This is a genomic window from Acetobacterium sp. (assembly GCF_036508315.1).
GTDB lineage: Bacteria > Bacillota > Clostridia > Eubacteriales > Eubacteriaceae > Acetobacterium.
This window is the reverse complement of record NZ_DATCHP010000095.1, coordinates 94824-121206: the sequence shown is the minus strand read 5'-3', so window position 1 is coordinate 121206 and position 26383 is coordinate 94824. Positions and strand designations below refer to the sequence as shown.

Below are 26383 nucleotides of genomic sequence, written 5' to 3'. Positions count from 1 at the left end.
GTTACTCACCCGTTCGCCACTTTCTAAAGGTGCAAGCACCTTCGTCTCGTTCGACTTGCATGTGTTAAGCATACCGCCAGCGTTCGTCCTGAGCCAGGATCAAACTCTCAATAAAAGTGTTTGTATTTCAAGCCTTTCGGCTATCATATCTTGCTCATGTAAATAACTCAATTTTTACTTCTTGCGAAGGGTTCTCTAAGAACCGTGTTTTTGTTTTCTCCTAACACCCGAAAGTGTTAGCCGAAATCAACAGGTTTTATGGTACTATTCTCTTTTCTATGACCGCCACTCCTCTTAAGAAGCTTTTCTATTGTATCGTCATTCCCTAATGCTGTCAAGTGTTTTTATTGTTTTTTTGGAGGTGCCACCCAGATTTGAACTGGGGATGGAGGTGTTGCAGACCTTTGCCTTACCACTTGGCTATGGCACCTTATATGGAGCGGAAGACGGGATTCGGACCCGCGACCCTCGCCTTGGCAAGGCGATGCTCTACCACTGAGCTACTTCCGCAAATGGTGGTGCCCAAAGGCGGAATTGAACCACCGACACGAGGATTTTCAGTCCTCTGCTCTACCGACTGAGCTATTTGGGCATATGATATTTTTCAAACTTTACATCAATATTTCTTTAATAGAAAATGGCGACCTGGAAGGGACTCGGACCCTCGACCTCCAGCGTGACAGGCTGGCATTCTAACCAACTGAACTACCAGGCCACCTCAAAAAAAATATGGTGGTCGCAATAGGGCTCGAACCTATGACCCCCTGCTTGTAAGGCAGGTGCTCTCCCAGCTGAGCTATGCGACCATCACTTGAGATACAAGCGTAATTATACGGCAGTAAAGCCAAGTTGTCAATGACTTTCTTAAGTTTTATTATTTTTTCTCTGCAACGATTTGAATACGCTCTCTGTCATCACTTCCTTGGCTGTCAGTACCAAAGTCAAAATATTTAATTTTATGAAATCCAATCGTTGTTAGACATCGATTTATTTCATCAATCGTGTACATATATTGGGTTTGTATTTCTTCAAATCGGCTGTAGGTTTTATCCGGATTTTCAGAGAAGAAGGTCAAGTTGAACTGCATTTCTTTTTTTGCGTAATCAGGTTCATTTTCCCAAACACAAAAAACATCGTCAACATCATAGATATAGGTGTTATCCTTAATGATATTTTTATATTTAGAAATTGTATTGATATCAAACAACAGTAATCCTTTGCTCTTTAAGCGATCGTGGCTGCAAACTAAAAAACTTTGAAGTGATTCTAAGCTTGGCAAATAATTGACACAATCGCAGCATGAGATCACTGCATCATAGGTTTGATCGATTTCAAAATTACTCATATCTCCCAAATAAAATTGAATATTTTTAAAACCCTTTTCACGGGCTTTTTCATCGGCAAAAGTTAACATTGCTTCGGATAAATCAACGGCTGTCATTTCGAAACCTTTATCTGCCAAACTGCACGTGATATTTCCAGTGCCACAGCCAAATTCCAAAACCGAATTTATTTCACGATTCGCATTCAAAAACAAACCCTGCAAATATTCAGACCATTTTAAATAATCAATTTCTTTCATAAGTTTGTCATAAACCTGTGCAAATTCTTCGTACATAAATTAAACCTCTGTTTTTTTAATATTTTTTCCTATAACTCAAAAATTTCAAAGACATCTCCAATCCACTGATCAGGACTTCTTCGTCAAAATTAAAATGTGATGTATGTAGACTTTTGTCAAAACCTTTTTGAGAATTACCGGTACCAATTCCAATAAAAAGCCCTGGAATCTCTTTTTGGTAAAAAGCAAAATCCTCTGAAAGCATAACTTTTTCAAATACTAATCTCTCTTCCGGGTTACATAACTCTAAGAAAATTTCATAAAGAGAGCAATCATTAATGACTGATGGGTACATATCAACAAACTCTAAATCAATGGTACACTTATGAATAAGTTCAATCCCTTTGGCAACTTCAGTAATGCGGTTTTGGAGCAAAATTTGGATATCTTCATCAAAAGAACGTGTAGTTCCACCGATTTTCACTTCTTCTGCCACCACATTTACTCGGGTTCCGCCATTTAATAATCCAATGGTAATGACAGCATTTTTTATAGGATTAACATTACGACTTACGATGGATTGAATCCCGGTGATCAGGGATGCACTTGCAACAATGGCATCAACCGCGAGATGTGGTTCAGCAGCATGTCCGCTTTTTCCATGAACAGTAAAATAGAATTCATTATTCTGCCCCATCATTGGACCTGGGGTTGTACTGAGGATCCCTTCTTTAATAAAAGGAAAGAGATGGTATCCAAAAATCGCTTTAACATCATATCTTTTTAAAATTCCGACCTTGACCAGTGGTTTTGCCCCTCCGGGTCCTTCTTCTCCCGGTTGAAAAATCAGTAAAACACTTCTTGTTTTCTCACTGGGATGATCCGCCAGGTATTTTGCCAACAGTAAATTCATAGTCATATGTCCATCATGACCACAGGCGTGCATGTATCCTGGATGCGCGGATGTGAATACATGGTCAGTCTCTTCATTCAAGCAAATAGCATCCATATCCGCACGAAATGCAATGGCATTATCATTGTCATTTCCCGGGATATACAATATTACACCAGTATCACAGACTTTTTCGGGTTTGTATCCCTGTCTTTCTAAATAATTGATAATGTATTCATGGGTTTTAGGTAAATTAAAGCCCTCTTCAGGAATTTGATGAAGTTCTCGACGAATACGCCTTGCCTCATCAAGATAAGTATTTAACAGCTCTTCTTTTTGCATTTCTTCCCTTCCAGTTTTATTCCATCATTGTCACTGTATATTTACTCCCATATTTTTCTTTGTCAAAAACAAAGGTATCTTTAAGTCCCTTTGTTACAAAAATTTTATTGTCTTTGGTAACAAAAATAGCTTCCACTCCAGGCATTTTCTCAACTAAAGCAAGACCTTTGTCTAATCCAAGCAAAAACAAGGTTGTTGTTAAACCATCTCCATCAACGGAAGCGTCTGTAACCGCAGTTACCTGAGTTAACCCTGAATCTGAAGGATATCCTGTGAAAGGATCGAGAATATGGTGATAGCGCTTTCCTGCTGCATCGGTAAAGTAGCGCTGGTAATCTCCCGAGGTTACGATAGAACCATCTTTTATGGATAATACCCCTATGTATCCCTTACCGGGATCATTAGGATCTTCTACCCCAACACCAAATGGACTTCCATCCTCTTTTCCACCCATCACCAACACATTTCCTCCCAGGTTAACGATAGCATGCTTAACACCTTCTTCTTTGATGACTGCCATGACGGCATCAGCGATATATCCCTTGGAAACGGATCCAATATTAATTGACATTCCAGGCTCTGGCAAATACACGGTTTTTTTATCAGGGTCTAACACAACTTTTTTGTAGTCTATTTTTTGTTGAGCCGCTGCAATCAACTCTGGGGATGGTGCTTCTTTGATTTCAGGAGCATGAATACCCCATAAATCTATGAGCGGACCTGCGGTAGCATCAAAATAACCACCGGAAATTTTGGAATAATTAATCCCTTTTTCTATAATCCGATAGGTAGCCTCTGAAACAACCACAGGCTGAACCCCAGCATTATCTTTAATCCGAGTCAAATCACTTTGACTATCAATTTCTGTTAGTGTGGTATTGAGTTCTTTGATTTTGTCGAAGGGTTTATCTAAAAGAGCCTCGTCAGATTCACCATAGAGTGTAATGCTAACAAATGTATCCAGTAAAAAATCATTTCGCGTGATGGTTTTCCCTTTATTGCACCCTGTGAACATCGATATCACAAGACTCAACCCCAGTACTAAACAACTTATCTGAATGATCATTTTTTTTGTTTTCATAATTTTCCCAACCTTTTTCAATTTCTTTTTAGATTAAATATTATATCAAATTTTTTAAGAAAAAACAAAAAAAATGGTAAAGTCTTTACCATTCCCATTTTTTCGTATAAAATATTGACATAAACGATGTCAATACTTAATATATTTAATTAAAATGCGTTCAATTCCAAAATTCAAATTAACGAGGAACTACATGAAGAAAAAAGAATTATTAATAATAACAATACTGTTGGCCATCAGTTTAGGAGGCATTGCTCTTTTTTATGGACTAAACGCCACAGATCAACCCCTATCGGTTCGAGTTAGCCGTGCAGGTGAGGTCCTGGCCACTCTTCCACTTTCCCAGGAATATTCTGAAACATTCAAAGATGCATCTGGCACTAATACACTAGTGATTTCCAATGGACAGGCTAGAATGACTGAGGCTGATTGTCCTGATCAAATATGTGTCAAAGCACGGGGTATTTCATCTCCAGGGGAAACCATTGTATGCCTCCCCCACAAATTAATTGTCGAAATCGTAACTGGTGACAAATAATGGATTCAAAATCGTATCGGTTGGTTATTCTGAGTTTATATATTGCAATGGCTCTGATTCTAAGCTATGTGGAAAGCTTCATACCCCTACCCGTCCCAATTCCCGGTGTAAAGCTTGGCTTACCTAATATTATTACTCTGATTTCGTTAATCACCCTGGGATGGCCGCTTACTATTTTAGTCGTTGTGGGGCGTGTGTTATTATCCGGTTTTATGTTCGGTAACCTATCTTCTATCAGCTTTGCACTTGCCGGCGGGCTTTTAAGTCTACTGGTTATGGCTCTGCTGCTTCACTTTTCCAAAAACAGTTATTCACTCATAATCATTAGTATTTTCGGTGCTATTGCCCATAACCTGGGGCAAGTTCTCGTTGCAGTCGTTATTGTTCAGACTGGTAATCTGATATTGTATTTTCTATTTCTGATGCTCTTTGCCATTCCCACCGGGATTTTTATCGGAATCACTGCCCGTGAACTCTTAAGGCTTCTTAATAAAACCACTATTTTTAAACGTCTGAATCCATAGTTTTTGGTAAGTGAATAATAAACACGGTTCCCGTTCCTAAAACACTGTTAACTTCAATACTCCCATGATTATTAAATATGATGTGCTTTACAATTGCGAGGCCCAAACCGGTGCCTCCTTTTTCTTTTGACCGACTTTTATCCACACGATAAAAGCGCTCAAAGATTCTTCCAATATCCTTTTCCGGAATACCATAACCCTGGTCTTTTACTTCAATTTTAATTTCTTCTTCAACTTGTGTCAGACTGACCTCAACGCTTTTGTTGATTTCAGAATATTTCAAGGCATTATCAATAAGATTAATCATCATTTGTCTGAACTCATCCGGATTAAAATAAAGAATAATTTTCTCTTTGATGTTTAATTTTAGGGTGATATTTTTTTCTTCGGCACTTAGCTTCAGAATATCAAAAATTTGGATGATTTCTTGATCAAGCTTTAGTGATTCACACTTTTCATTAATTCCGCCCTTATTTTCAAGATGAGATAATACCAGAATATCATTGACCAATCGGCTGAGACGATCACTTTCTTCTGAAATAATTGAATAAAAACGATTCAATGTCTTTTCGTCCTGGATATTATTTTCCTGGATGGTTTCAATGAATCCCTTAATGGAAGTAATCGGGGTCTTTAACTCATGAGAAACATTGGCAATAAAATCACGTCGCATTTTTTCCAGACTTTTTAAAAAGGTAATGTCCTCCAATACAATAATGTGTCCATTGAAGATATTATTATTTTCAATAATACGATTGATATAGATTCTCAGAAACTGATTGCCATTGATCCGTGATTCGAAATTCATTTTTTCACTTTCCTCATCTTCCAGATGAACCATTAATTCATAGATAAAGGAATCACGATATATTTCTAAAATATTTTTCCCAATAACTGTTTCGTTCTGCGGTATTTTTAAAACCTTCCGGGCGGCATCGTTTAAATGGATAATACGATTATCACCATCTATGGCAATAATGCCGTGATTCATACTTGATAAAATCGATGTGAGTTCGGCATTCTTTTTATTCATTTCTGTAAAGGAATCGTCTAATTGGGATGACATCTGATTAAGGGATTCAACCAGTTCTCCTATTTTATCCTCACGGATCATTGTAAGCTTTTCTCCGTATTTTCCGGATGCAATCTTCCTCGCAAAAGATGACGCCTCATCAAGGGGTTTCAGTTCACGATTGATAAAATAGGTCACAGAAACAATCGTGGCTAAAATGGAAGCAAGTAAAATAACTATAAGATAGTTAAACATTTGATATAAACCATTTTCCATAGCCTTGAGGGGTAAGGCAACTCTTACCACTGCTTCGATATTATTGTTAGAATAATATGGTGTGGCTACATAAATCATTTGATTTTTAAAAGTATCTGAATAACGAATTTCTGTTGTGGTTATCCCTTTCAGCGCTCCTGCAATTTCAGGCCGGCCTTTGTGATTCTCTATGGTATCCAATCCTTTAAGTGATTCATATGTCACATCGCCGTTAGGATTGATAATTGTCACCCGGAGTTCTGTACTATCAGTGAAGTGATCCAACTCTTCGGAATTGCCGGTTTCCATAAATACAGGTAATAAATAATTCACAATATAATTGCTGCTCTTTTTTAAGTTGCTTTCAGTATCCGAAAAATAGCTTTGTCGATAGCTAAGCGTTGTTAACAAACCACAGAAAACGATACTTGCGACAATAATAATAATAAATGCAATGGAAAGTCGCTTTTTCATTTCTAATCCTCTATTTTTTCTACAAAACGATAGCCAACCCCACGGACGGTTTCAATGAATTTTCGTCCATGCTCGGATTGATCCTCAATTTTCTTTCTTAAATACCGTATATGTACATCCACCGTTCTGGTTTCTCCATAATAATCAAAACCCCATATTTGATCAAGGAGTTGATCTCGGGTTAATACCTGGCCTCGATGGTTTGCCAAAAACACCAGTAACTCGTATTCTTTTAAAGTCAATGCCAGCTTTTTTCCATCGAGATAAACTTCGAACGCCTTTGGTTCAATGATAAGTTCACCAATTATTATGGCTTCTTCTTCTTTAGATAAGAGAAATTCAGTTCGTCTTAAGACGGCCTTTACCCGAGCGCAAAGCTCCTTAATTCCAAAGGGTTTTGTCATATAGTCATCGGCTCCAATTTCCAAGCCTAAAACCTTGTCAAACTCCTCACTTTTAGCAGTAAGCATGATAATAGGGGTAAAGGAAATATCAGGATTAATGCGTACATCACGACAGATGGTAATCCCATCTTTTCCCGGAAGCATGAGATCTAAAATAATAAGATTAGGCTGATACTCTAAAATCTTTTCAATGGCCAATGCACCATCCTGAACGCCTTCCACATTAAATCCCTGTGTTTCAAGGTTAAATTTAATTAATTCAAATATATTCCATTCATCTTCTATAATGAGAATTTTTTTCATATGGTCTCCTTTTTACATTCAACTTTTTCTTACAAATAAAATTATATCATATTCCATGTTAAGGCCTTGTAAATTTTATTATTTAAGTGTAAACCTTTTACATTAAACTGAAAACGTTATCCTAAAAATAAAGATTGTATTCTTACCTGACTCTCCATATAATGAGAATATCACATAAGATCCTTTATTCCTAAATGAATTACTCCCCTTTTTCATTTAGGAAAATGAGCTGTTTCTCTTTGAAGCAGTTCTTTTTTTATGCAAAAATTTAGAATTCAAAAAAGGCCAGCAAACTGCTGGTCTCTGACTGTATACAAATAGGTAAAGTAGTATAGTAAGTCCTGGGGATAATGGTAACATCAGGTGTCTGCATCATGGCGAACAGGCGTTAGCCTGTACGAACATGTAGCAGACAACGATTTACCATTGTCCCCAGGATGGGTTTGTCAACAAACTCAGGCCAGCAAAACTGCTGGCCTTTTATTAACTATTTTTCTTTAAATTCTTTTTCGCTGTTTCCATCATCAGCTTGATTCGATTGAGCTGATTGACTTCACTTGCTCCAGGGTCATAATCAATAGGAGCAATATTTGACATGGGATATTTATGGCGAATCGGTTTAATCATACCCTTACCCATCACATGATTCGGCAAGCAGGCAAAGGGCTGAACACAAACGATGTTCTCAACACCATCTTCTATGAGTTCCATCATTTCTGCAGTTAAAAACCAGCCTTCACCTCCCTGATTACCAAGGGAGATCAATTCTTTGGCTTTAGATGCCTTTTTTTCAATGGTGGATGGTGATGTGAAATGACTGCTTTCTCTCAAAGCCATTTTCATATTTTTTCTTGTAAATTCCAGGAATTTAATCATCAGCTTTGCCGTCTTCATTGACCGTCGACGCCCTGAAAGTTCTTCATATTTATAAACCTGGTTATAACAACAGTATAAAAAGAAATCCATGAGATCCGGCATTACAACTTCTGCACCCTCATCTTCCAACACTTTTTGAAGGTTGTTATTGGCGGTAGGATGATATTTCACCAGAATCTCTCCGACAATAGCCACTTTCGGAAGTTTTTTATCTGTACGAGGCACTGTGTCAAACTCTTTTACAATGGTCCGCACATTTTCTTTAAATCCCCGAAGACTGCCGCTTTTTATATTTTCTTTGACGTTTTTCCGCCAATATTGATACAAGTCTTCTGTGGAACCGGGATGCAGTTCATAGGGCCGTGTTGCACTGACAACGCGTTGTAAGAGATCCCCATAAACAATGCCCATGAGTAATCGTGAGATCAAAGGGAGTCTTAATTTAAAACCAGGATTTTTTTCAAGGCCAATCACACTCAGGGAAATAACCGGAATTTGTGCCATGCCAGCGGATTCCAATGCCTTTCTAATAAACGCGACATAATTAGACGCACGACAGGGACCGCCGGTTTGTGACATAAGGACTGAGACATTATCCAAATCATATTTTCCGGATTTCAACGCATGCATTATCTGGCCGGTGGTAATAATCGTTGGATAACAGGCATCGTTGTTCACATAGGTTAATCCTTCCTCAATGGCCGCATTATCAACACTTGGCATTACTTCCAGGTTAAACCCCTGACTTTCCATGGCTTCCTGAATAAAATCAAAATGGATAGGTGACATCTGAGGTGCCAGTATGGTATGTTTCCTTTTCATTGCCCGAGTAAAAACGACCCGATTTGGTAAAGCGATCGGGGTGACAGCTGTATGGTTTTTTTCACGCTCAATCATTGCAGCTTTCAGAGACCGCATTCGAATCCGAATAGCCCCGAGGTTATTGACCTCATCAATTTTTATCATGGTATAGATATTTCCGCAACTTTCCAGAATTTCCTGGGTTTGCTCTGATGTGACTGCATCAAGGCCGCAACCAAACGATGTTAATTGGACCAATTCTAAAAAGTCATGTTGATTCACCACATTTGCCGCCTTGTACAGACGGCTGTGATATTTCCACTGATCAAGAACACGGTAATGTTCATTCTCCTTGACATCATAAAGATGGGCAATGGCATCTTCGGTGAGCACTGCCATATCCAGGCCGGTAATAATATTATCAAGGCCATGGTTCACCTCAGGGTCTATGTGGTAAGGGCGTCCTGCCAGTACAATCCCCTTTTGTCCGGTTTTTTTAAGGTAAGCAATGGTTTCCTCACCTTTTTTCTGGAGATCTTCTCTAAAGCAATCTTTCTCCTTTAAGGCTTCTTTTACTGCAAAAGCAATTTCATCTTCAGTGATCCCGTACACCTTAAAGACCTCACAAAGGCGTTCTTCCAACCGCCTTTTATTATCAAACGGAATAAAAGGATTTAAAAAGGAGATATTTTCATTTTTTATATCATCCTGATTGTGTTTAATGGTCTCAGGATAAGACACAACAATGGGGCAATTATAACAATTATCAACCTTTTCAAATTCCTGTTCTTCATAGGGGATGCAGGGATAAAAAATCATTTTTATCCCTTGTTCAATGAGGCATTGAACATGACCATGGACAAGCTTTGCAGGATAACAAACCGATTCTGAGGGTATACTTTCCATTCCTTTTTCATATATTTTTCGATTGGACTCAGGTGAAAGTACCACCCGATATCCCAGATTTGTAAAAAAAGTATGCCAGAATGGATAATTTTCGTAAAGGTTTAATACCCGGGGAATTCCAATTTCTCCTCGCGGTGCCTTTTCAAGTGGCAAAGACTCATAATTAAAAACACGCTGATATTTATATTGATAGAGATTTGGCAAACGATGATTATTTTTGGGACTGCCTTCCCCAATTTCACATCGGTTCCCAGTGATATGACGACTGTTGTCATTAAATCGATTAATGGTTAACAGGCAATTATTACTGCAGCCTCCGCACCTTTTATGGCTCACCTTGACTTCAAACTCATCTAACGCATCCATGGTTAAAATCCCGCTGCGTTCCCCGGGCACACAGTTTTCTCTGGCAATAAGTGCTGCCCCAAAGGCTCCCATTAACCCGGCAATATCAGGACGGGTAACTTCTTTTTCGGTAATCTTTTCAAAGGTCCGGAGCACTGCCTGGTTGTTAAAGGTACCTCCCTGGACAATGATGTTCTCTCCCAATTCCTTGGGATTATGTATTTTAATAACTTTTTGCAAAGCATTTTTGATGACTGAATAGGATAGTCCAGCTGAAATATCGCCTACTTCTGCCCCTTCTTTTTGAGCCTGTTTTACTTTAGAATTCATAAAAACCGTGCACCGGGTTCCAAGATCCACAGGATTTTCTGCCAATAATGCAGAATCCACAAATTCTTCCATGGTTAAATCAAGTGAATTAGCAAAAGTTTCTAAAAAGGAACCACAGCCTGAGGAACAGGCTTCATTAAGAATAATACTGTCAATGGTGCCATTTTTTATTTTCATGCATTTCATGTCCTGACCGCCAATGTCCAGAATAAAATCAACCTCAGGCCTAAAATAACGGGCACCTTTGTAGTGGGCAATGGTTTCAATTTCCCCAATATCCACTTTCAGAGCAGTCTTAATCAAACTTTCTCCATAACCGGTAACCGCTGACTTGGCAATCGTGACACCCTCGGGAAGGATGGTGTAAATTTCTTTTAAAATCTTAATGGTTTGAGTAAGGGGGCTTCCTTCATTTCCGCCATAGTAACTAAAAAGCAATTCTCCATCCTGGCTGACAAGCACCGCTTTAGTGGTGGTCGATCCAACGTCAATGCCCAGATAACACGGTCCTTCGTAATCAGTTAGCTCACGCCTCTTGACCTGATTTTTATTGTGTCGTTGTCTGAACTTTCCAAGTTCGGCCTGGTTTAGAAAAAGAGGTTCAAGGTGGCCCACTTCGTTTTTTGATAACGCATCTAAATTGCCTACCGCCAAAACCAGTTCCTCCAAATCCATAAAATCTTCTTTTTCAGCGGAATACGCGGCCCCGATAGCTACAAAAATATTTGATTTTTCCGGAAATATTATTTGATTTTTACTTAATTTCAGTGTTTCAATAAAGCGCTGCCTTAATTCTGACAAAAAGTAAAGTGGTCCTCCTAAAAATGCTACATTTCCGCGGATGGGATGTCCACAGGCAAGACCACTAATGGTTTGATTCACCACAGCCTGGAAAATGGATGCCGCAATATCGGATTTTTCTGCCCCTTCATTAATGAGAGGCTGAATATCGGTTTTTGAAAAAACACCGCAACGTGATGCAATGGGATAGATCATCGTGTGATTTTTTGACAATTCATTAAGACCCTGAGCATCTGTTTTAAGAAGGGTCGACATTTGATCAATAAACGCCCCGGTGCCACCGGCACAGCTGCCATTCATCCGCTGCTCAATGGTGCCTTTAAAAAAAGTGATTTTCGCATCCTCTCCACCGAGTTCGATGGCAACCTCGGTTCGCGGAATACATCGTTCCACTGCTAAAGTTCCGGCGATAACCTCCTGAACAAAAGGGATTCCCAACCACTGGGAGATCATGAGACCACCTGATCCGGTGACACAGACTCTTAATTTCAGATCGCCTAACTTATCATAGGTTTCTTTTAATAAATTAACAATAGTTATTTTTATATTTGATAAATGTCTGCGGTATTCCTCATAAATAATTTCATTTCTATTATTGAGCACAACCACTTTAATGGTAGTGGATCCAATATCAATACCCATTTTTAAATTATTCTTCATTGATTTTTATGACCTCTTCTCTATTTATGTCAATAATATGTAAATCAGCCCTTATATTTTTTATATAAAGGCTTTAAACGTCCATATAATTTTTTATAAATATTATTATAAATCTCTGCATATTTTTGAGCATTTTTAAGATCAGGTTTAAATGTTTTAGATTTTCTGACCATAAATGTCTCTGCTTCTCTGATGCTTTCATACCGTCCCAAGCCTATAAACGTTGCCATGGCACCGCCTAATGCAGTGGTTTCAAAGGTTTGGACCCGATAGACAGGTCGATTGAAAATATCCGCCATTATCTGAGCCACATCATCACTTCGTGATCCGCCACCTGAAAGGCCGATGGCCTCTATTGGGGTCCCGGTTTTTGATTCAATGACTTTTATGCCCTCTAAAATTCCAAAACCAAGACCTTCAATAAACGCCCGATAAATATGTTTTTTATCATGACCTTCACTCAGACCAATTAACGACCCTCTGGCTTCAGGGCGATAGGCTTCCCTTCCCCAATAGGGTTGATGCACTAATCCATTCGCACCCACCGGTGTTTCCTTAAGATAGCTATCAAGTAAAGCATAAACCGCACTTGGATCCTCATGTGATAAAAATTCATTAATAAACCACTCGACCATCCAAAATCCGTGATAAATTGTAATTTCCGGATTATAAGAATCCTTTTGAACAGCTGAAAAGGCTGGATAAAAAGGGAAAAGCTCGATGTATTTTGTGGTTGTAATTTCAACGGTTGCCTGGGTTCCAAGTGAAACGCTGGCAATATCAGGAGTGATTGCTCCAACCCCCAATGTTTCACACCCCTTATCAGTTCCGGAAGATATGATGGGTAAGCCAACCGGAAGTCCGGTTAATTGAGATGCTTCAGCAGTGACATAGCCAATAATTTCACAGGACTCAACCAAATCATAGCGCTTTTCAGGTTCAATTTGCAGCACCTGTGATTTAACATCCTGTTTTTTACACCATTTTCTGTTTTTATAATCAAAAGGAACGTGGCCTACGGTAGCAGACCGACTGTCCATGATTTTTCCGGTAAGCTTCGTTAAAAGATAGGTGGAAAGAAAAACCAGCTTGTAAGCTTTTTTCCAAATATCCGGTTCATTTACCTTAATCCAATGGGCATGGGTGTTAATATTAAAGGAGTTTGCAAAAGCATTAAAGCCGACAAGTTTAAATAACAGCTCATAGGGCAAAGGAATCTTTAAAGGTTCTTTTATGGTTCGCCGATCCAGCCAGCTAATAAAATCCCGAAGCGGTTCTCCTTTTTCATCTACGACTGTAATAATATCACGTTGACAGGCAATCGTCACTCCCTGAATGCCATTAAAAAGCTCTGGGTGCTTTTCTCTGATTATTCGTATGACCCCAACAAGACCATCCCAGAACATTTCAGGTGGCGCCTCTTTCCACTGAAAATTTTTCGAATAATAACCGTCATAAATTATTTCGCTTTTCCCCAATTCATTTCCAAAATCGTCAAAGAGGATTGCTCGAACTCCCTTAGTTCCACAATCAATGGTCATGACTATATTTTCAATACTATTTTTCACCAAAGGTAACTTCTCCACTTATCCACTTGATTTTATACTATTATACCAAATACCATCAATTATGTAAAAAAATAGTTTCATTATTTAAAAACCTTTAAAATAAAAAAAAAGCAATTCAGATTAACCTGAATTACTTTTATCCGCAAAATTGTTTTACTAAATCTATAAGCCGAGTTCTGTTTAAATAGCCATCTATCTCGATTTATTGTCACCAATAAATTCTAGCGACCTACCATAGGATAACGACGAGCAGCCGTCTTTTAAAATCCGTTCTTGGTCTTGCTCCAAGTGGGGTTTACATAGCTGATGTGTTACCACACCACTGGTGAGCTCTTACCTCACCCTTTCATCCTTACCATTACTGGCGGTATACTTTCTGTTGCACTTGCCTTAGAGTTGCCTCCACCGGGCGTTACCCGGCACCACGCTCTTTGGAGCTCGGACTTTCCTCAACCGGTGTAACCCGGGTGCGACTATCTGATTTACTAAACCATTCAATTATAACCTATTATTTATTCTGATGCAAATAAATAACTTTTAATAAAGGAAAATATAATCTTTTAAACCCCTGGCGGTAATCAATTCCGGAGTCTTTTCTCCTAAACCGGCAATAATCATTGCCTCAAGACATTCGGTTACGCATTTTTCCGTTCCAAAATGACCTGCATCAAGTACCCAAAAGTTATTTTCCGCTGCCCGCTGCCCATCATGGTGTTTTAAATCGCCGGTGATTAAAACGTCTGCTTTTTTTGCTTTGGCAATCCCGATCATATCTGCTCCTGCTCCGGAACAAAGTGCAACCCGCTTTACAGTCTCTGGTAAAATTCCCGCGCCTCTTAGAGTGCTTAGATTCAAGACTTTCTTTACATATTGGGTAAAATCTTTACCCTTCATAGGTTCTTTGAGTAATCCTATTTTTCCAAATCCATTTTGATTTATTATCCGGCCGTTTTCCAGGGGAACCACATCATAGGCCATTTCTTCATAGGGATGGGTCTTTTTCAATTGATTGATGGTATTTCTTAATAAACCTTCAGGAACAATGGCTTCTACCCGATCCTCATTGACATTTTCAATGGTATTGACCTTTCCAATAAAGGGATTTGATCCCATAAGTGGGCGAAAAGTGCCCACGCCCGATGAACGAAAGGTGCAATAATCATAGGTCCCAATGGCCCCTGCTCCATTTTTTCCAAATACTTCAACAATTTTTTCTGTGGCCTTACTGGGAACATATACCACCAGTTTATAGAATTTTTCAGGATCAGATGGATCCAGTGACCTTACGGTCTCTAGTCCAAGTTTATGTGCCAGAAAATCATTGAGCCCAAATTCCGCTTTATCAAGATTAGTATGAGCGACATAGAGGGCAATATCATTTTTTATGAGCTTCGTGATTAATCGTCCTTTTTCATGATCCGCTGAAAGGGTTTTTAATCCTTTGAAAATAAAGGGGTGATGGGCAATAATAAGATCAACTTTCTGATTTACTGCTTCTTCTACAACCTCGGAAGTCACATCCAATGTCAAAAGCACTCTCTTAATCAATTGTTGGTGGTATCCGATTTGTAAACCGACATTATCCCAGTCTTCTGCTAAAGCCCTTGGAGCAATGGTCTCAATCACTTTTATTATTTCACTGATCTTTACAGACATTCTTTCACCTCATTTAACTGTTGAATCATGGCCTGACTATCCTTAAATTGCTTTTTCGCATCGATTGTTGTTTTCCCCATGATGTTGTTACATATTTTTTCTTCCAGAAAAATCTTTCGATTAATGTGTTCTTTAAGCAGGGGGTGCTTTGTTTCTGTTGCCTTAAAGCCAAGATCATAATCTAAAGGATTGCTTATTACCATAGTCCCCGGTTCAGCCACGATGATCTCGTAAATCCGATGTCCTTCCCTGGCTAAATCTTCGCGAGTGATTTTATAGCCATGAGTTTCTAAATACCGCCGTACCACTGATTGATTATTCATGGGTTGAAGAATTAATTTTTTAGCTGAACGTGCAATTACTGCTTCTGCCTCCAGTAGTTCCTGAATCAGAAAGCCACCCATTCCTGCTATAACAATAGCCTCTGCCTCCCCTGATTTAAGCACAGAAAGACCCGAACCAAGTCGGGTCTCAATACTATTATCAAAGTTATTGTCTGCTATGAACTTTTTTGCTTTTGCCAAAGGTTTTTCATTAATATCACAGGCAATGGCCTTTGATACTATTTTTTTTTCTACCAATGCTACCGGCAAATAGCCATGGTCGGTTCCAATATCCGCCATGGTACTCGCACCGACAACACAAGCGGCAATCACCTTTAATCTTGGGCTTAATTCAATGGACATTTTAGGTTAAATAATCCTTTAACTTTTTACTGCGACTTGGATGTCTTAATTTGCGTAACGCCTTGGCTTCAATTTGCCTGATCCGCTCCCGGGTAACATTAAATTCCTTACCTACCTCTTCCAGGGTTCGGGCTCGGCCATCATCCAGGCCAAAACGTAATCGGAGGACTTTTTCTTCACGCTCTGTTAAAGTATTTAAAACCTCTACCAGCTGTTCTTTTAACAAGGCATAGGATGCAGCCTCTGCCGGTGCCGGAGCATCCTCATCGGGAATAAAATCGCCCAGGTGACTATCTTCTTCTTCCCCAATCGGAGTTTCCAAAGAAACTGGATCCTGGGCAATTTTCTGAATTTCTCTGACTTTTTCTTCGGTAAATCCCATTTCCTTTCCGATTTCTGCTGGCGTTGGTTCCCGTCCGTACTCCTGAAGGAGCTGCCGGGAAACGCGAATCAGTTTGTTAATGGTTTCTACCATATGCACAGGAATTCGAATGGTTCGGGCCTGATCTGCAATTGCCCTTGTAATCGCCTGGCGAATCCACCATGTGGCATATGTACTGAATTTGAATCCTTTGGTATAGTCAAACTTTTCAACAGCCTTAATGAGTCCAAGATTACCTTCCTGGATCAGATCCAAAAAGGACATCCCCCGACCCACATAACGTTTAGCAATACTGACGACCAGGCGGAGGTTGGCCTCTGCCAATTCCTTTTTAGCGCTGTCATCGCCTGCTTCCATTCGGCGGGCTAAAATCATTTCTTCATCTCCGGTAAGTAAGGGCACTTTTCCGATTTCTTTCAGATAAAGCCGGACTGGATCGTTGACACTCACCGAATCTGCTAACTCAATTTCTTTACGATTTTCTTCCTCAAGCTCTGCCGCTTCGATTGCCTCAAGATCAAGGTCCGTAAAAGCAACTTCAATTCCTTCTTTTTGAAGATAAACATAAATGGCATCTATTTCTTCCGGATCAAGTTCAACCTTTTCCAAGCATTCCTCAAAGTCATGGTTATTCAGGTTTCCCTTTGTTTTTCCCCGTTTTAAAAGCACCTGAACCTCAGGCATTTGTTCAATTGAAATTTTTTCAGTTCCTGCGCTAACATCATCAATACCTGTTTTTAAGCTTAATTCATCTTTTCCCATTTATTGCCTCTTGTTTTCCTTCATCATTTTCTTAATACCAATCAATTGATCGGTAAGCCTTGCTACCTCTATATCATTTCCTTCATTTGTTTCTTTTTTTATTTGTTCAGAAAGTTGTTCAATCTGAGCCTCTTTATAAAAGCGTTTCATAATATCCAACGCATCATGATAATCAATCAGAGAGACTTCCTCTTCATTGATCAATAGCTCAACAATTTTTTGAACCTCCTCGGAATCTTCAAAATGATTCGTTAATCTGCTGCCATTTAAGTCCCCGGCATTTTTAACTTCTTCACGAACCAGCATTAATAATTGATGGTATAGGTCGTCCGTTAAGTAATCCATTGGAAACTGTGCCGCCATTTCAGGTGTTTTTAAACAATATCGGATCGCCAATTCCTGAGCTTTTATATAAGCTTTTGGAATTTTTTGATTCATCATTCGAGTCTTTCCAAAATCAACGATTAAAGGTTTGGTCTGATCCTGATTATTCTTTGAACGAACAACCTCTCTGCGAATGGTTGCTGCATTAATTCCTGTCTCGGAGCCAACCTTTTTACTGTAATAATCAATTTCCACCGAGCTCTCAAGATCTTTTAAAATTTTGATCGCTTGATTTCCATAACTAATCCGTCCATCGGTTTGATTGAGATTATTGGTTTTTTTTAATAGTTCAAGTTGATATTCCACAATGGTCAGAGCTTTTGAAACGACCTCATTGAATCCGTCAACCCCATGCTTTTGAACAAATGAATCAGGGTCCTCATCTTGGGACAAGAGTAATATCTTAACATTTAAATTAGTTTTTTTCAAGATATTCATTGCTTTTTCAGTAGCAACAGCCCCGGGATTATCGCCATCAAAGGCAATAACAACTTCATTGGCGTATCGTTCCAAAATTTTACCATGAAAAGGTGTAAATGCCGTGCCTAATGCCGCCACCGTATTTTTTATGCCTTTTTCATATAAAGAAATAACATCCATGTATCCTTCAACTATGAATAATCGGCCATTCTCTATAAAATTCTTGCTATGATTTAAGTTAAACAACTCATAGCTTTTTGAAAAAATGGCTGTCTCAGGCGAATTTAAATATTTAGGGCCATCATCACCCTGGATAATGCGCCCTCCAAAACCAACAATCTGATTTCTTGGATTTATAATCGGAAACATCAAACGATTCCTAAAGCGATCATAGGTGTGTTTATTTTCACTGGCCATGACCAAACCGGATCCTACCATTTCTTCTGTGGTATAGCCCCTGGTTTTTAAATAGCTTAACAAACTATCCCAGTTTCCATTTGAATACCCCAAACCAAAGGTTTTAATCGTTTTTAAACTAATGCCACGTTTTTTAAGGTAAGCTAATCCCTGCTGACTGTCATTTAAACATTTAAAATAATAATTTGCCCCATCTCGGTGCAAATCATAAAGCCGTTTTTTATTTTCATAAACCAGCCGGTCTTCTTCCGGGTTATTTTTTTCCGGCAAAATAATGTTCCCTCGAGCACTCAAAAATTTAAGTGCATCAACAAAGGGAAACTTTTCTATTTCCATGACAAAGGTAATCACATTTCCGCCAGCACCGCAACCAAAGCAATGATACAATTGTTTTTCTCTCGACACCGTAAAAGATGGTGTCTTTTCATTGTGGAAAGGACATTTTCCTTTAAACGAATTTCCGACGCGTTTCAGAGTCATATAATCCGCAATGACTTCCACAATGTCATTGGCTTCCACTATTTCCTGTATTACTTCCTCTGAATAATATGCTGTCATTTATTTTTCCTTATTTTCAGACTAATGAAGCTATCCTATTGGATTACTCCTTACTTTTAATATTATTCTCAATCAAATTGTATTCTCCTTTAATAATATCCTTTTCTTTTAGATTTAAACAAAAATTAAGATTTAAAAATTTTTAAATAACACAAAATTAATGGATAAATTCCTGTTTTGGGGGTATACTTATGCTATAACAAACAAATAAAAATTCAGAAAGAGGTGTCCTTATGGCAAACCAAAAAATTATTGCGTTACTGAAGGAAAAAATTAATACTGCAAATTTCAATAACAACGGAATTGCCACTATTTCTGTAAAAGAAATTGGTGATGAAGCTGTTGTTAAAGAAGCTTTAAAGAATTTAGAAGCCGATTGTACATTAGAAATTAATTTTGATCCTGAAGCAATGACATTGAAACTGCACAATCTCGATGACGATATTGAAGGATTCGTATCAAAACACCCTAGCCCGCAGAAATGCGTAGAAAAAAATTAGAGCAGCGACAACAAAAAGCCACCTCATCATGGGTGGCTTTTTTTTATTTAATTATTTCTGAAAAGGCAAAGACCTTTAATGCGCTTTGCCTTCCAAAATTTTGTTTTATTTATTTACCAAGCGCTGCTTGAGCGGCTGCTAATCGTGCAATTGGGACACGAAATGGTGAACAGGAAACATAATTCAAACCGATACTATGGAAAAAATAAATGGATTTCGGATCTCCGCCATGTTCTCCACAGACGCCCATTTTTAATTCTGGTTTGGTTTGACGTCCAAGTATGGAAGCTGTTTGAACTAATGATCCAACACCTTCGACATCGATGCTTTGGAACGGGTCATTTGTTAAAATCCCCTTTTCCTTGTAGTCGGTAATGAACGAACCGGCATCGTCCCTGGAAAATCCATAGGTCATCTGGGTGAGGTCATTGGTTCCGAAGGAGAAAAATTCAGCAGTTTCTGCTATCTGATCCGCAATCAGGGTAGCCCTGGGAATTTCTATCATGGTTCCTACCAGATATTTTATATCAGATTTCTTTTCAACTTTAACCAACTCTGCTATGTCCCGAACAATTTTATCAAGGTAGGTAAATTCTTCTTTGATCCCAACCAGTGGAATCATGATTTCTGGAACCACATCAAAGTTGTATTTTTCTTTTACTTCAATAGCTGCTTCCATAATTGCCCTTATTTGCATTTCGGCAATTTCTGGAAAAGTAATGGCTAAACGGCAACCACGATGTCCAAGCATTGGATTAAATTCTTCCAAACCGTGAATAACCTCAACCATATCCTCATTGGAAATTCCTAAATCAGCTGCCAATAATTCAATATCCCTGGCTTCTTTAGGCAGAAATTCATGAAGCGGCGGATCTAGTAAACGCACCGTTACTGGTCGGCCTTCCATGGCTTTGTATATTCCAATAAAATCGCCTTTTTGCATTGGAAGAATTTCTGCTAAGGCCTTTTCACGCTGTTCTTTAGATTCTGCGAGGATCATGCGCCGAACACTGGGAAGTCGTTTTTCATCAAAAAACATATGCTCAGTTCGGCATAAACCGATACCTTCAGCACCAAATCGAACGGCCACAGAAGCATCATTTGGAGTATCTGCATTAGTTCGAATAGTGAGTGTTCTAAACTCGTCTGCCCATGCCATAATTTCCCCAAAATGACCTGAAAGCTCAGGCGTTACGGTTTTAATGCTTCCTTTATAAACTTTACCGGTACTGCCATTTAAAGAAATATAATCGCCTTCTTTAAATACCTGGCCACCGATAACAAATTGTTTTGCAGCTTCATCGACCTTAATCGCCTCGCATCCGGCAACACAGCATTTACCCATACCACGGGCAACAACAGCAGCATGAGAAGTCATTCCGCCTCGGGCGGTTAAAATACCGTTGGCTGCATACATTCCTTCAATATCTTCCGGCGAGGTTTCTTTTCTTACGAGTATGGTTTCTTCGCCATTGGCTGCCGCGGTACAAACAGCTTCTGCTGTAAAATATACTTTTCCAGTGGCGGCTCCTGGAGAAGCAGGAAGACCGGTTGCTAAAAGTTCGGCGTTTTTCAGAGCTTCAGTTTCAAAGGTTGGATGAAGTAATTGATCCAGTGACAAAGGATCTAATCGTAAAATAGCTTCTTCTTTGGTAATCAAATCTTCTTTTACCATATCGACAGCTGCGCAAAGAGCTGCGGCTGCTGTCCTTTTTCCAGTTCGTGTCTGGAGCATATAAAGTTTGCCTTTTTCGATGGTAAACTCAATATCCTGCATATCTTTATAATGATTTTCAAGTAATGCAGCTGTTTCATGAAATTGTTTGTAAACTTCAGGCATAATATCTTTAAGATCGTCAATATTTTTAGGGGTGCGAATCCCTGCGACAACATCCTCGCCCTGGGCATTGATTAAGAACTCACCAAAAAGCTTATTCTGTCCGGTGGCAGGGTTTCGTGTAAAGGCAACACCCGTTCCACTGTCATCCCCCATGTTTCCATAAACCATGGACTGTACGTTTACAGCTGTTCCAATATCATGGGGTATATCGTTCATATTACGATAACTAATGGCACGTTTGTTGTTCCAGGATCTAAAGACTGCTTCAATGGCCATTAATAATTGGTCTTTTGGATCCATTGGAAAGTCTTTCCCTGTTTCATCCTTGATGATTTTTTTATAAGCAACCACGATTTCTTTTAGATCATCAGTTGTTAATTGGGTATCATCTTTGTAGCTATTTTTATGTTTTGCATCCTCTAAAATTTTATCGAATTCAGCTTTAGGAATTTCCTGAACAACATCGCCAAACATTTGGATAAATCGACGATAGCTGTCAAAAGCAAAACGTTCATTTTTTGTGATCTTGGCAATCCCTGCAACTGTTTCGTCATTAAGACCAAGGTTAAGAATGGTATCCATCATTCCAGGCATTGAAAATTTGGCACCGGAACGTACCGACACAAGCAATGGATTTTCTTTATTCCCAAATTGTTTCTCGGTTTTAGCCTCAAGAATTACCAGGCTTTTATCAATTTGCGTAATAATTTCATCAGAAAGCTTTTCACTTTGATTATAATACTCTGTACATACTTCAGTTGTCACAGTGAAACCCTGAGGAACTGGTAACCCGATATTAGTCATCTCTGCGAGATTAGCGCCTTTTCCCCCAAGCAATGCTTTCATTTCTGCATTACCCTCTTCAAATAAATAAACCCATTTTTTTAACATACAGACTACCTCCTGATTATATTTTCAAGTATAATTGCTGCAATTTCTTCAATTGCTTTTGATGTTACGTCGATGACAGTACACCCTAATTTATCGAAAAGCTGTTGTGATTTCTCTAGCTCCATAATGACTCTTTCATAGCTTCCATAATTTGATGTCCCTGTGATACCCATTGCTTTTAATCGTTCGGATCGAATATTCACAAGTTGATTTGGGTCTAACAATAACCCGAATATCTTCTTATTGGATATTTTAAATAATTCCGGGGGTGGTTCAACCTCGGGAATGAGTGGAATATTAGCAACTTTATAGTTTTTATTGGCAAGATAGATACTAATGGGTGTTTTTGATGTTCGGGATGCCCCAATTAAAATAATATCTGCCTTATCAAGGTTTGATGTGTTTTTACCATCATCATATTTAACCGCAAATTCAATCGCCTCAACCTTTTTAAAATATTGGGCATCCAATTCAGAAAACATTTTATGATCCCGAACCGGTTCTTCTCCCGTGAGATTCTTCAGTGTTTCAACTAAGGATCCCATAACATCATAGGTTGGAATCCCTAGGCGTTTTGATTCACTATCCATATAATCTTTCAACTCCAAAGAATAAATGGTGTATACGATCAGACCATTTTCCTTTTTCGCCAATTCCAATACTGAATCAATGCTTTGTTTATCATCAACGAAAGGATGGAACCGAACATCCTTGATTGATCTTTCAAAGCAGCTTTTTCCTGCCTTAACCAATAATTCACCAATTTCACTTAATGAATCGGAAACAACGAAAATTACAAATGTTTTCATTAGACTGTTCCTCAATTGTTTATTACTCTTTCCCATATTTAAATAACGAACATTATGTTTCACTTCAAAAATCCCCATCATATTGAAAACATCTAAGCCGGAAACAAATGATGGCCCAATTAAATCAAGGTTTTTCGAAATATTATTACTGAAAATGGGTTGATTTTCTTTAAATATTCAGGTAATTTTATTTTGACTTTCAGATAATCTCATTTTCAACCCCCATAAAAAGTGTGTTTGACAAAGTTAATTATAGCACAAAACCACTAAATGAAACAACTAATATTAGGCTTTCTGTAAATTGATAAATTTCTGTCAATCTTTTTTGTTTATAGTCTTTTTCACAAAGTGATTGCCAGCGAAAGTCCTTCATATACTTTATCACCAATTCGGGTGACATTTTTCAAATCTTCCAGTTGTGTAAAATTGCCATTTTTTTCTCGATAATCAATGATGCCCTGGGCAATAACATCACCTACGCCTGGTAGTTTTTTCAACTCTTCCAGACCGGCAGTATTAATATTAATTAACCCGGTGGCGCTTTCAACACTTGGCTCCGGAACTTCACCCTTATTAAAGATATAAATTTTTTCCTCATCCTTTAGCTTTCTGGCAAGATTGACGGTATCAAAATCTGCTTTGTCTGTAAAGCCACCTGCTGCGTTCACAGCCTCAACCATTCGGGCATCTTTGATCAATTCAACAACTCCAGGATTATTAACTGCTCCGGTAATATGAATAAGAATCTTATCCCCAGAGGACACATTACTATTTGTATTGACTTCTTCGGCTCCTGAAACTGAAAGCTGGGTTCCCTGAGACTGGGTCAAATTATACCATCCCCAAAATATACCCATTGTAATAATAATCAAAAGCAGATACAGGACTTTGTTTTTATCAATTTTATCCATTTTCACACGCCTAGAGGTTGCATTTCCCATTGCCCCTTTTTCAGCATGCCATATTCCTTATAACCGCAAGCCATCAAATATTGTTCTGCTTCATTAAAATTAAACCTGATGCCTTCAAGAGAATGGCTGTCTCCGCTTATCGTAATTGGTATTTTTCGTTTGAAAAGCTCCGGAATGATCCAATCCGATGGGTAACCGCCAACACCGGGAACTCGTAGATCAGCACCTGTGTTAATCTCAATCATTGTTCGGGATTTGGCAACAGCATCAAGACATTGATTAACGGATTCTTTGTACCATTTTTCTTTTTCATCGAAAAAGAAATGTTCCCGGTTGAATTTTTTAATCAAATCTAAATGCCCCAGAATATCAGGTTGATAAGAAAGGATCATTTGAGTAATTCCATTATAATAGGCTTTGATAAAAGTTTTAGGATTATTATTGTAGAATTTTTTAATTCCCTGTGTTAAATTATCCTGGGATTCGTCAATATAGTAAACATTGTCCGAAAGCGTTGATCCGATGGTATGGATGGACATTATGGTGAAGTCCAGTTTTGAAATATTCTTTTTAGATAAAGCACTGATATCATTTTGATCAATAAAATAATCAATTTCAAGGCCGCAATAAAGTTCAATGGATGAAGCATATTTTTCTTTAAGACAGGTCACATCTTTGAAATAACTCTCGAGATTTGATTCTTTCATAGTCCAGTCATTTTTAAAGGGCAGTGCCATATGACTGGATAAACCCATACTCACCAGGCCCGCATCAATTCCAGCTAGAACCATTTCTTCCAAAGTGTTTTTTCCGTCACAATAGTTTGAATGCACATGATAGTTAGATCGTATCATTTGGGTACCTCCATGAATTGACTTTCTATGATTGTATCATGCTATTTATCAAAAAAGCAAATAAAAAACTGCCTTAACGGGCAATTTTTTATTGTGTTTTTAACTATTTATAGTATCTTATTCAAGAAAATCTTTGTTCTCTCTTCTTTTGGATTAAGCAAAACTTCATCCGGTGTCCCCTGCTCACAGATAACACCTTCATCCATAAAGATAACCCGGTCTGCAACTTCTCGTGCAAAACCAATTTCATGGGTAACAATGACCATTGTCATCCCTTGTTCTGCTAAATGACGCATCGTTGCGAGAACTTCACCAACAAGTTCAGGATCGAGTGCTGAAGTCGGTTCATCAAACATCATAATTTTTGGTTCCATTGCTAAGGCTCGTGCAATGGCGACTCTTTGTTGTTGTCCCCCTGAAAGCCGTGATGGGTATTCATCTCTTTTTTCTGATAAACCAACCGATTCCAAAAGCACCAAGGCTGTTTTTTTAATGATGTCTTTATTTACTTTTTTTACTATAGTGGGAGCCACCGTAATGTTTTGCATTACGGTTAAATGCGGAAACAGGTTAAAGTTTTGGAAAACCATTCCAAGTTCTGCACATAAAGCCTGTACTTTTACCGGATCAATTTTCATTAAATCCTTATTCTTTTCACGTTTGTCAGTGAGTTCACCTTGAATATATACCTCACCGGCACTAATGCGTTCTAAATGATTCAGGCAGCGTAGCATTGTACTTTTTCCGGAACCACTGGCTCCGATAATACACACAACCTCTCCTGATTGAATCTCTAAGTTAATACCCTTTAAAACTTCCAGGTCACCAAAAGATTTTCGGACATTTACTAATTTTATCATACTCATATCAATTCCTCTATCTTTCGTAAACTCCAAGTTTCTTTTCCATTTTATCAAAGACTACCTGAATAATGGTTGTCAGGAAAAGATAAATAGCAGCTGCATATATATAGTAGACCCAGCTCCCGGATGCACTCGCCATGGTCTTCACTGTTCTCAATAAATCAAAAAGGGCAATGGTCGATACCAATGATGTATCTTTGAGTAACAAAATAAGTTCGTTGCCCATGGGTGCAACCAATCGTTTAAAGGTTTGGGGAATAATTATTCTGGTCATTGCCTGTCGATAGCTCATTCCCAAAGCCTTCGCAGCTTCCATTTGTCCACTATCAATGGATTCAATTGCAGCACGAATAATTTCAGCAAGATATGCTGTTGCATTTAGCGAAAAAGCAACGTATGCACATAGCATTGGATCGATTTGAAACGTCATTCCCGTAACATCAAGATAAATGATGGGGATCGCATAATAAATAATAAATAATTGTAATAATAATGGGGTACCTCTGAAAAACCATATATAAAACCATGAAAGGGCATTGGCCACTTTATTCTTGGAGATTCTTCCCAGTGCAACAATAACACCGAAAATCGCACCGACAATAATGGACACAATAGCAATTTCAAGAGTAACAATGGTTCCGTTTAGAATAGCCCATAATTGGATTTCGTTTAGCACATTGGTCTTCCCTTCGTCGTAAAAATAATTGAAACTTTGTTCATATAAATACAGGAATAGGACTTGTCACAGTATCTGTTACAAGTCCTATTCGATTTTCT

General features: G+C 38.5%; 20 protein-coding genes, 5 tRNA genes, 1 rRNA gene and 1 other RNA gene. 3 read left to right on the top strand and 24 right to left on the bottom strand.

The window, feature by feature from the left end; genetic code table 11:
• The 9 genes from VIK44_RS11690 to VIK44_RS11650 all read right to left on the bottom strand — a co-directional run.
• A 16S ribosomal RNA gene (locus VIK44_RS11690) occupies nt 1-115 on the bottom strand; the annotation flags it as partial.
• A gap of 241 nt (nt 116-356) precedes the next feature.
• Nucleotides 357-430 (bottom strand) — tRNA-Cys (locus VIK44_RS11685).
• 5 nt (nt 431-435) lie between these two features.
• Nucleotides 436-510 (bottom strand) — tRNA-Gly (locus tag VIK44_RS11680).
• 6 nt (nt 511-516) lie between these two features.
• Nucleotides 517-592: transfer RNA gene (locus tag VIK44_RS11675), tRNA-Phe, on the bottom strand.
• 46 nt (nt 593-638) lie between these two features.
• A tRNA-Asp gene (locus VIK44_RS11670) sits at nt 639-715 on the bottom strand.
• A 15-nt stretch (nt 716-730) separates the two neighbouring features.
• Nucleotides 731-806: transfer RNA gene (locus VIK44_RS11665), tRNA-Val, on the bottom strand.
• Between the two features lie 68 nt (nt 807-874).
• Complete coding sequence (locus VIK44_RS11660) at nt 875-1618, bottom strand: class I SAM-dependent methyltransferase (protein ID WP_331554064.1); 744 nt, start codon at nt 1616-1618, stop codon at nt 875-877.
• Nucleotides 1619-1637: 19 nt separating this feature from the next.
• Nucleotides 1638-2795: a M20 family metallopeptidase gene (locus VIK44_RS11655; RefSeq protein WP_331554063.1), complete on the bottom strand. Its 1158-nt coding sequence runs from the start codon at nt 2793-2795 to the stop codon at nt 1638-1640.
• A gap of 16 nt (nt 2796-2811) precedes the next feature.
• A complete protein-coding gene (locus VIK44_RS11650) occupies nt 2812-3876 on the bottom strand; it encodes an FAD:protein FMN transferase (protein ID WP_331554062.1) in 1065 nt (354 codons plus the stop codon).
• A gap of 193 nt (nt 3877-4069) precedes the next feature.
• On the opposite strand from VIK44_RS11650, the gene VIK44_RS11645 reads away from it, so the two are divergent.
• Both VIK44_RS11645 and VIK44_RS11640 read left to right on the top strand, forming a co-directional pair.
• Nucleotides 4070-4414 (top strand): NusG domain II-containing protein, encoded by a 345-nt coding sequence (locus VIK44_RS11645; RefSeq protein ID WP_331554061.1) that lies wholly within the window; start codon nt 4070-4072, stop codon nt 4412-4414.
• Nucleotides 4414-4938 carry a Gx transporter family protein gene (locus tag VIK44_RS11640; RefSeq protein WP_331554060.1) on the top strand — a complete coding sequence of 175 codons (525 nt, stop codon included), beginning with the start codon at nt 4414-4416 and terminating at the stop codon, nt 4936-4938. The genes VIK44_RS11645 and VIK44_RS11640 overlap by 1 nt, the downstream gene beginning before the upstream one ends.
• Here the strand turns inward: VIK44_RS11640 and VIK44_RS11635 are convergent.
• The 9 genes from VIK44_RS11635 to dnaG form a co-directional block, all read right to left on the bottom strand.
• Nucleotides 4919-6679 (bottom strand): HAMP domain-containing sensor histidine kinase, encoded by a 1761-nt coding sequence (locus VIK44_RS11635; protein WP_331554059.1) that lies wholly within the window; start codon nt 6677-6679, stop codon nt 4919-4921. The genes VIK44_RS11640 and VIK44_RS11635 overlap by 20 nt on opposite strands.
• Before the next feature lie 2 nt (nt 6680-6681).
• Complete coding sequence (locus tag VIK44_RS11630; protein ID WP_331554058.1) at nt 6682-7386, bottom strand: response regulator transcription factor; 705 nt, start codon at nt 7384-7386, stop codon at nt 6682-6684.
• A 483-nt stretch (nt 7387-7869) separates the two neighbouring features.
• Nucleotides 7870-12105, bottom strand: a complete 4236-nt coding sequence (locus VIK44_RS11625; protein ID WP_331554057.1) for an acyl-CoA dehydratase activase-related protein — start codon at nt 12103-12105, stop codon at nt 7870-7872.
• A 44-nt stretch (nt 12106-12149) separates the two neighbouring features.
• Nucleotides 12150-13691 carry an FGGY-family carbohydrate kinase gene (locus VIK44_RS11620; RefSeq protein ID WP_331554056.1) on the bottom strand — a complete coding sequence of 514 codons (1542 nt, stop codon included), beginning with the start codon at nt 13689-13691 and terminating at the stop codon, nt 12150-12152.
• A 131-nt stretch (nt 13692-13822) separates the two neighbouring features.
• Nucleotides 13823-14162: RNase P RNA component class A (rnpB, locus tag VIK44_RS11615), an RNA gene on the bottom strand.
• Nucleotides 14163-14210: 48 nt separating this feature from the next.
• The gene (locus VIK44_RS11610) at nt 14211-15329 is read right to left on the bottom strand and encodes a Nif3-like dinuclear metal center hexameric protein (protein ID WP_331554055.1); all 1119 of its coding nucleotides are present in this window, start codon (nt 15327-15329) and stop codon (nt 14211-14213) included.
• On the bottom strand, nt 15320-16015 hold the full coding sequence (locus tag VIK44_RS11605; protein ID WP_331554054.1) for a class I SAM-dependent methyltransferase: 696 nt from the start codon (nt 16013-16015) through the stop codon (nt 15320-15322). The genes VIK44_RS11610 and VIK44_RS11605 overlap by 10 nt, the downstream gene beginning before the upstream one ends.
• A 1-nt stretch (nt 16016) precedes the next feature.
• Nucleotides 16017-17081: an RNA polymerase sigma factor RpoD gene (rpoD, locus tag VIK44_RS11600; protein WP_331554068.1), complete on the bottom strand. Its 1065-nt coding sequence runs from the start codon at nt 17079-17081 to the stop codon at nt 16017-16019.
• A 78-nt stretch (nt 17082-17159) separates the two neighbouring features.
• Nucleotides 17160-18938 carry a DNA primase gene (gene dnaG, locus VIK44_RS11595; RefSeq protein WP_331554053.1) on the bottom strand — a complete coding sequence of 593 codons (1779 nt, stop codon included), beginning with the start codon at nt 18936-18938 and terminating at the stop codon, nt 17160-17162.
• A gap of 233 nt (nt 18939-19171) precedes the next feature.
• Here dnaG and VIK44_RS11590 point away from each other — a divergent pair, with 233 nt between their 5' ends.
• Entirely contained in the window at nt 19172-19438 is a 267-nt protein-coding gene (locus VIK44_RS11590; RefSeq protein WP_331554052.1) for a hypothetical protein, read from the top strand.
• Nucleotides 19439-19547: 109 nt separating this feature from the next.
• On the opposite strand, the gene ppdK is transcribed toward VIK44_RS11590, so the two are convergent.
• From ppdK to VIK44_RS11560, 6 genes are all read right to left on the bottom strand, one after another.
• Nucleotides 19548-22169, bottom strand: a complete 2622-nt coding sequence (gene ppdK, locus VIK44_RS11585; RefSeq protein WP_331554051.1) for a pyruvate, phosphate dikinase — start codon at nt 22167-22169, stop codon at nt 19548-19550.
• A 5-nt stretch (nt 22170-22174) separates the two neighbouring features.
• Entirely contained in the window at nt 22175-22978 is an 804-nt protein-coding gene (locus VIK44_RS11580; RefSeq protein WP_331554050.1) for a pyruvate, water dikinase regulatory protein, read from the bottom strand.
• A gap of 341 nt (nt 22979-23319) precedes the next feature.
• Nucleotides 23320-23889, bottom strand: coding sequence for a helix-hairpin-helix domain-containing protein (locus VIK44_RS11575; RefSeq protein ID WP_331554049.1), 570 nt, complete (start codon nt 23887-23889; stop codon nt 23320-23322).
• A gap of 2 nt (nt 23890-23891) precedes the next feature.
• Nucleotides 23892-24743, bottom strand: a complete 852-nt coding sequence (locus tag VIK44_RS11570; protein ID WP_331554048.1) for a histidinol-phosphatase — start codon at nt 24741-24743, stop codon at nt 23892-23894.
• 107 nt (nt 24744-24850) lie between these two features.
• Nucleotides 24851-25609, bottom strand: coding sequence for an amino acid ABC transporter ATP-binding protein (locus VIK44_RS11565; protein ID WP_331554047.1), 759 nt, complete (start codon nt 25607-25609; stop codon nt 24851-24853).
• Nucleotides 25610-25619: 10 nt separating this feature from the next.
• Complete coding sequence (locus VIK44_RS11560) at nt 25620-26282, bottom strand: amino acid ABC transporter permease (protein ID WP_331554046.1); 663 nt, start codon at nt 26280-26282, stop codon at nt 25620-25622.
• Nucleotides 26283-26383: the final 101 nt, after the last annotated feature.

Coding starts and splice junctions, on each gene's coding strand:
- VIK44_RS11660 (WP_331554064.1), bottom strand. CDS start 1,618: ATGTACGAAGAATTTGCACAGGTTTATGACAAACTTATGAAAGAAATT.
- VIK44_RS11655 (WP_331554063.1), bottom strand. CDS start 2,795: ATGCAAAAAGAAGAGCTGTTAAATACTTATCTTGATGAGGCAAGGCGT.
- VIK44_RS11650 (WP_331554062.1), bottom strand. CDS start 3,876: ATGAAAACAAAAAAAATGATCATTCAGATAAGTTGTTTAGTACTGGGG.
- VIK44_RS11645 (WP_331554061.1), top strand. CDS start 4,070: ATGAAGAAAAAAGAATTATTAATAATAACAATACTGTTGGCCATCAGT.
- VIK44_RS11640 (WP_331554060.1), top strand. CDS start 4,414: ATGGATTCAAAATCGTATCGGTTGGTTATTCTGAGTTTATATATTGCA.
- VIK44_RS11635 (WP_331554059.1), bottom strand. CDS start 6,679: ATGAAAAAGCGACTTTCCATTGCATTTATTATTATTATTGTCGCAAGT.
- VIK44_RS11630 (WP_331554058.1), bottom strand. CDS start 7,386: ATGAAAAAAATTCTCATTATAGAAGATGAATGGAATATATTTGAATTA.
- VIK44_RS11625 (WP_331554057.1), bottom strand. CDS start 12,105: ATGAAGAATAATTTAAAAATGGGTATTGATATTGGATCCACTACCATT.
- VIK44_RS11610 (WP_331554055.1), bottom strand. CDS start 15,329: ATGTCTGTAAAGATCAGTGAAATAATAAAAGTGATTGAGACCATTGCT.
- VIK44_RS11605 (WP_331554054.1), bottom strand. CDS start 16,015: ATGTCCATTGAATTAAGCCCAAGATTAAAGGTGATTGCCGCTTGTGTT.
- rpoD (WP_331554068.1), bottom strand. CDS start 17,081: ATGCCTGAGGTTCAGGTGCTTTTAAAACGGGGAAAAACAAAGGGAAAC.
- dnaG (WP_331554053.1), bottom strand. CDS start 18,938: ATGACAGCATATTATTCAGAGGAAGTAATACAGGAAATAGTGGAAGCC.
- VIK44_RS11590 (WP_331554052.1), top strand. CDS start 19,172: ATGGCAAACCAAAAAATTATTGCGTTACTGAAGGAAAAAATTAATACT.
- ppdK (WP_331554051.1), bottom strand. CDS start 22,169: ATGTTAAAAAAATGGGTTTATTTATTTGAAGAGGGTAATGCAGAAATG.
- VIK44_RS11580 (WP_331554050.1), bottom strand. CDS start 22,978: ATGAAAACATTTGTAATTTTCGTTGTTTCCGATTCATTAAGTGAAATT.
- VIK44_RS11575 (WP_331554049.1), bottom strand. CDS start 23,889: ATGGATAAAATTGATAAAAACAAAGTCCTGTATCTGCTTTTGATTATT.
- VIK44_RS11570 (WP_331554048.1), bottom strand. CDS start 24,743: ATGATACGATCTAACTATCATGTGCATTCAAACTATTGTGACGGAAAA.
- VIK44_RS11565 (WP_331554047.1), bottom strand. CDS start 25,609: ATGAGTATGATAAAATTAGTAAATGTCCGAAAATCTTTTGGTGACCTG.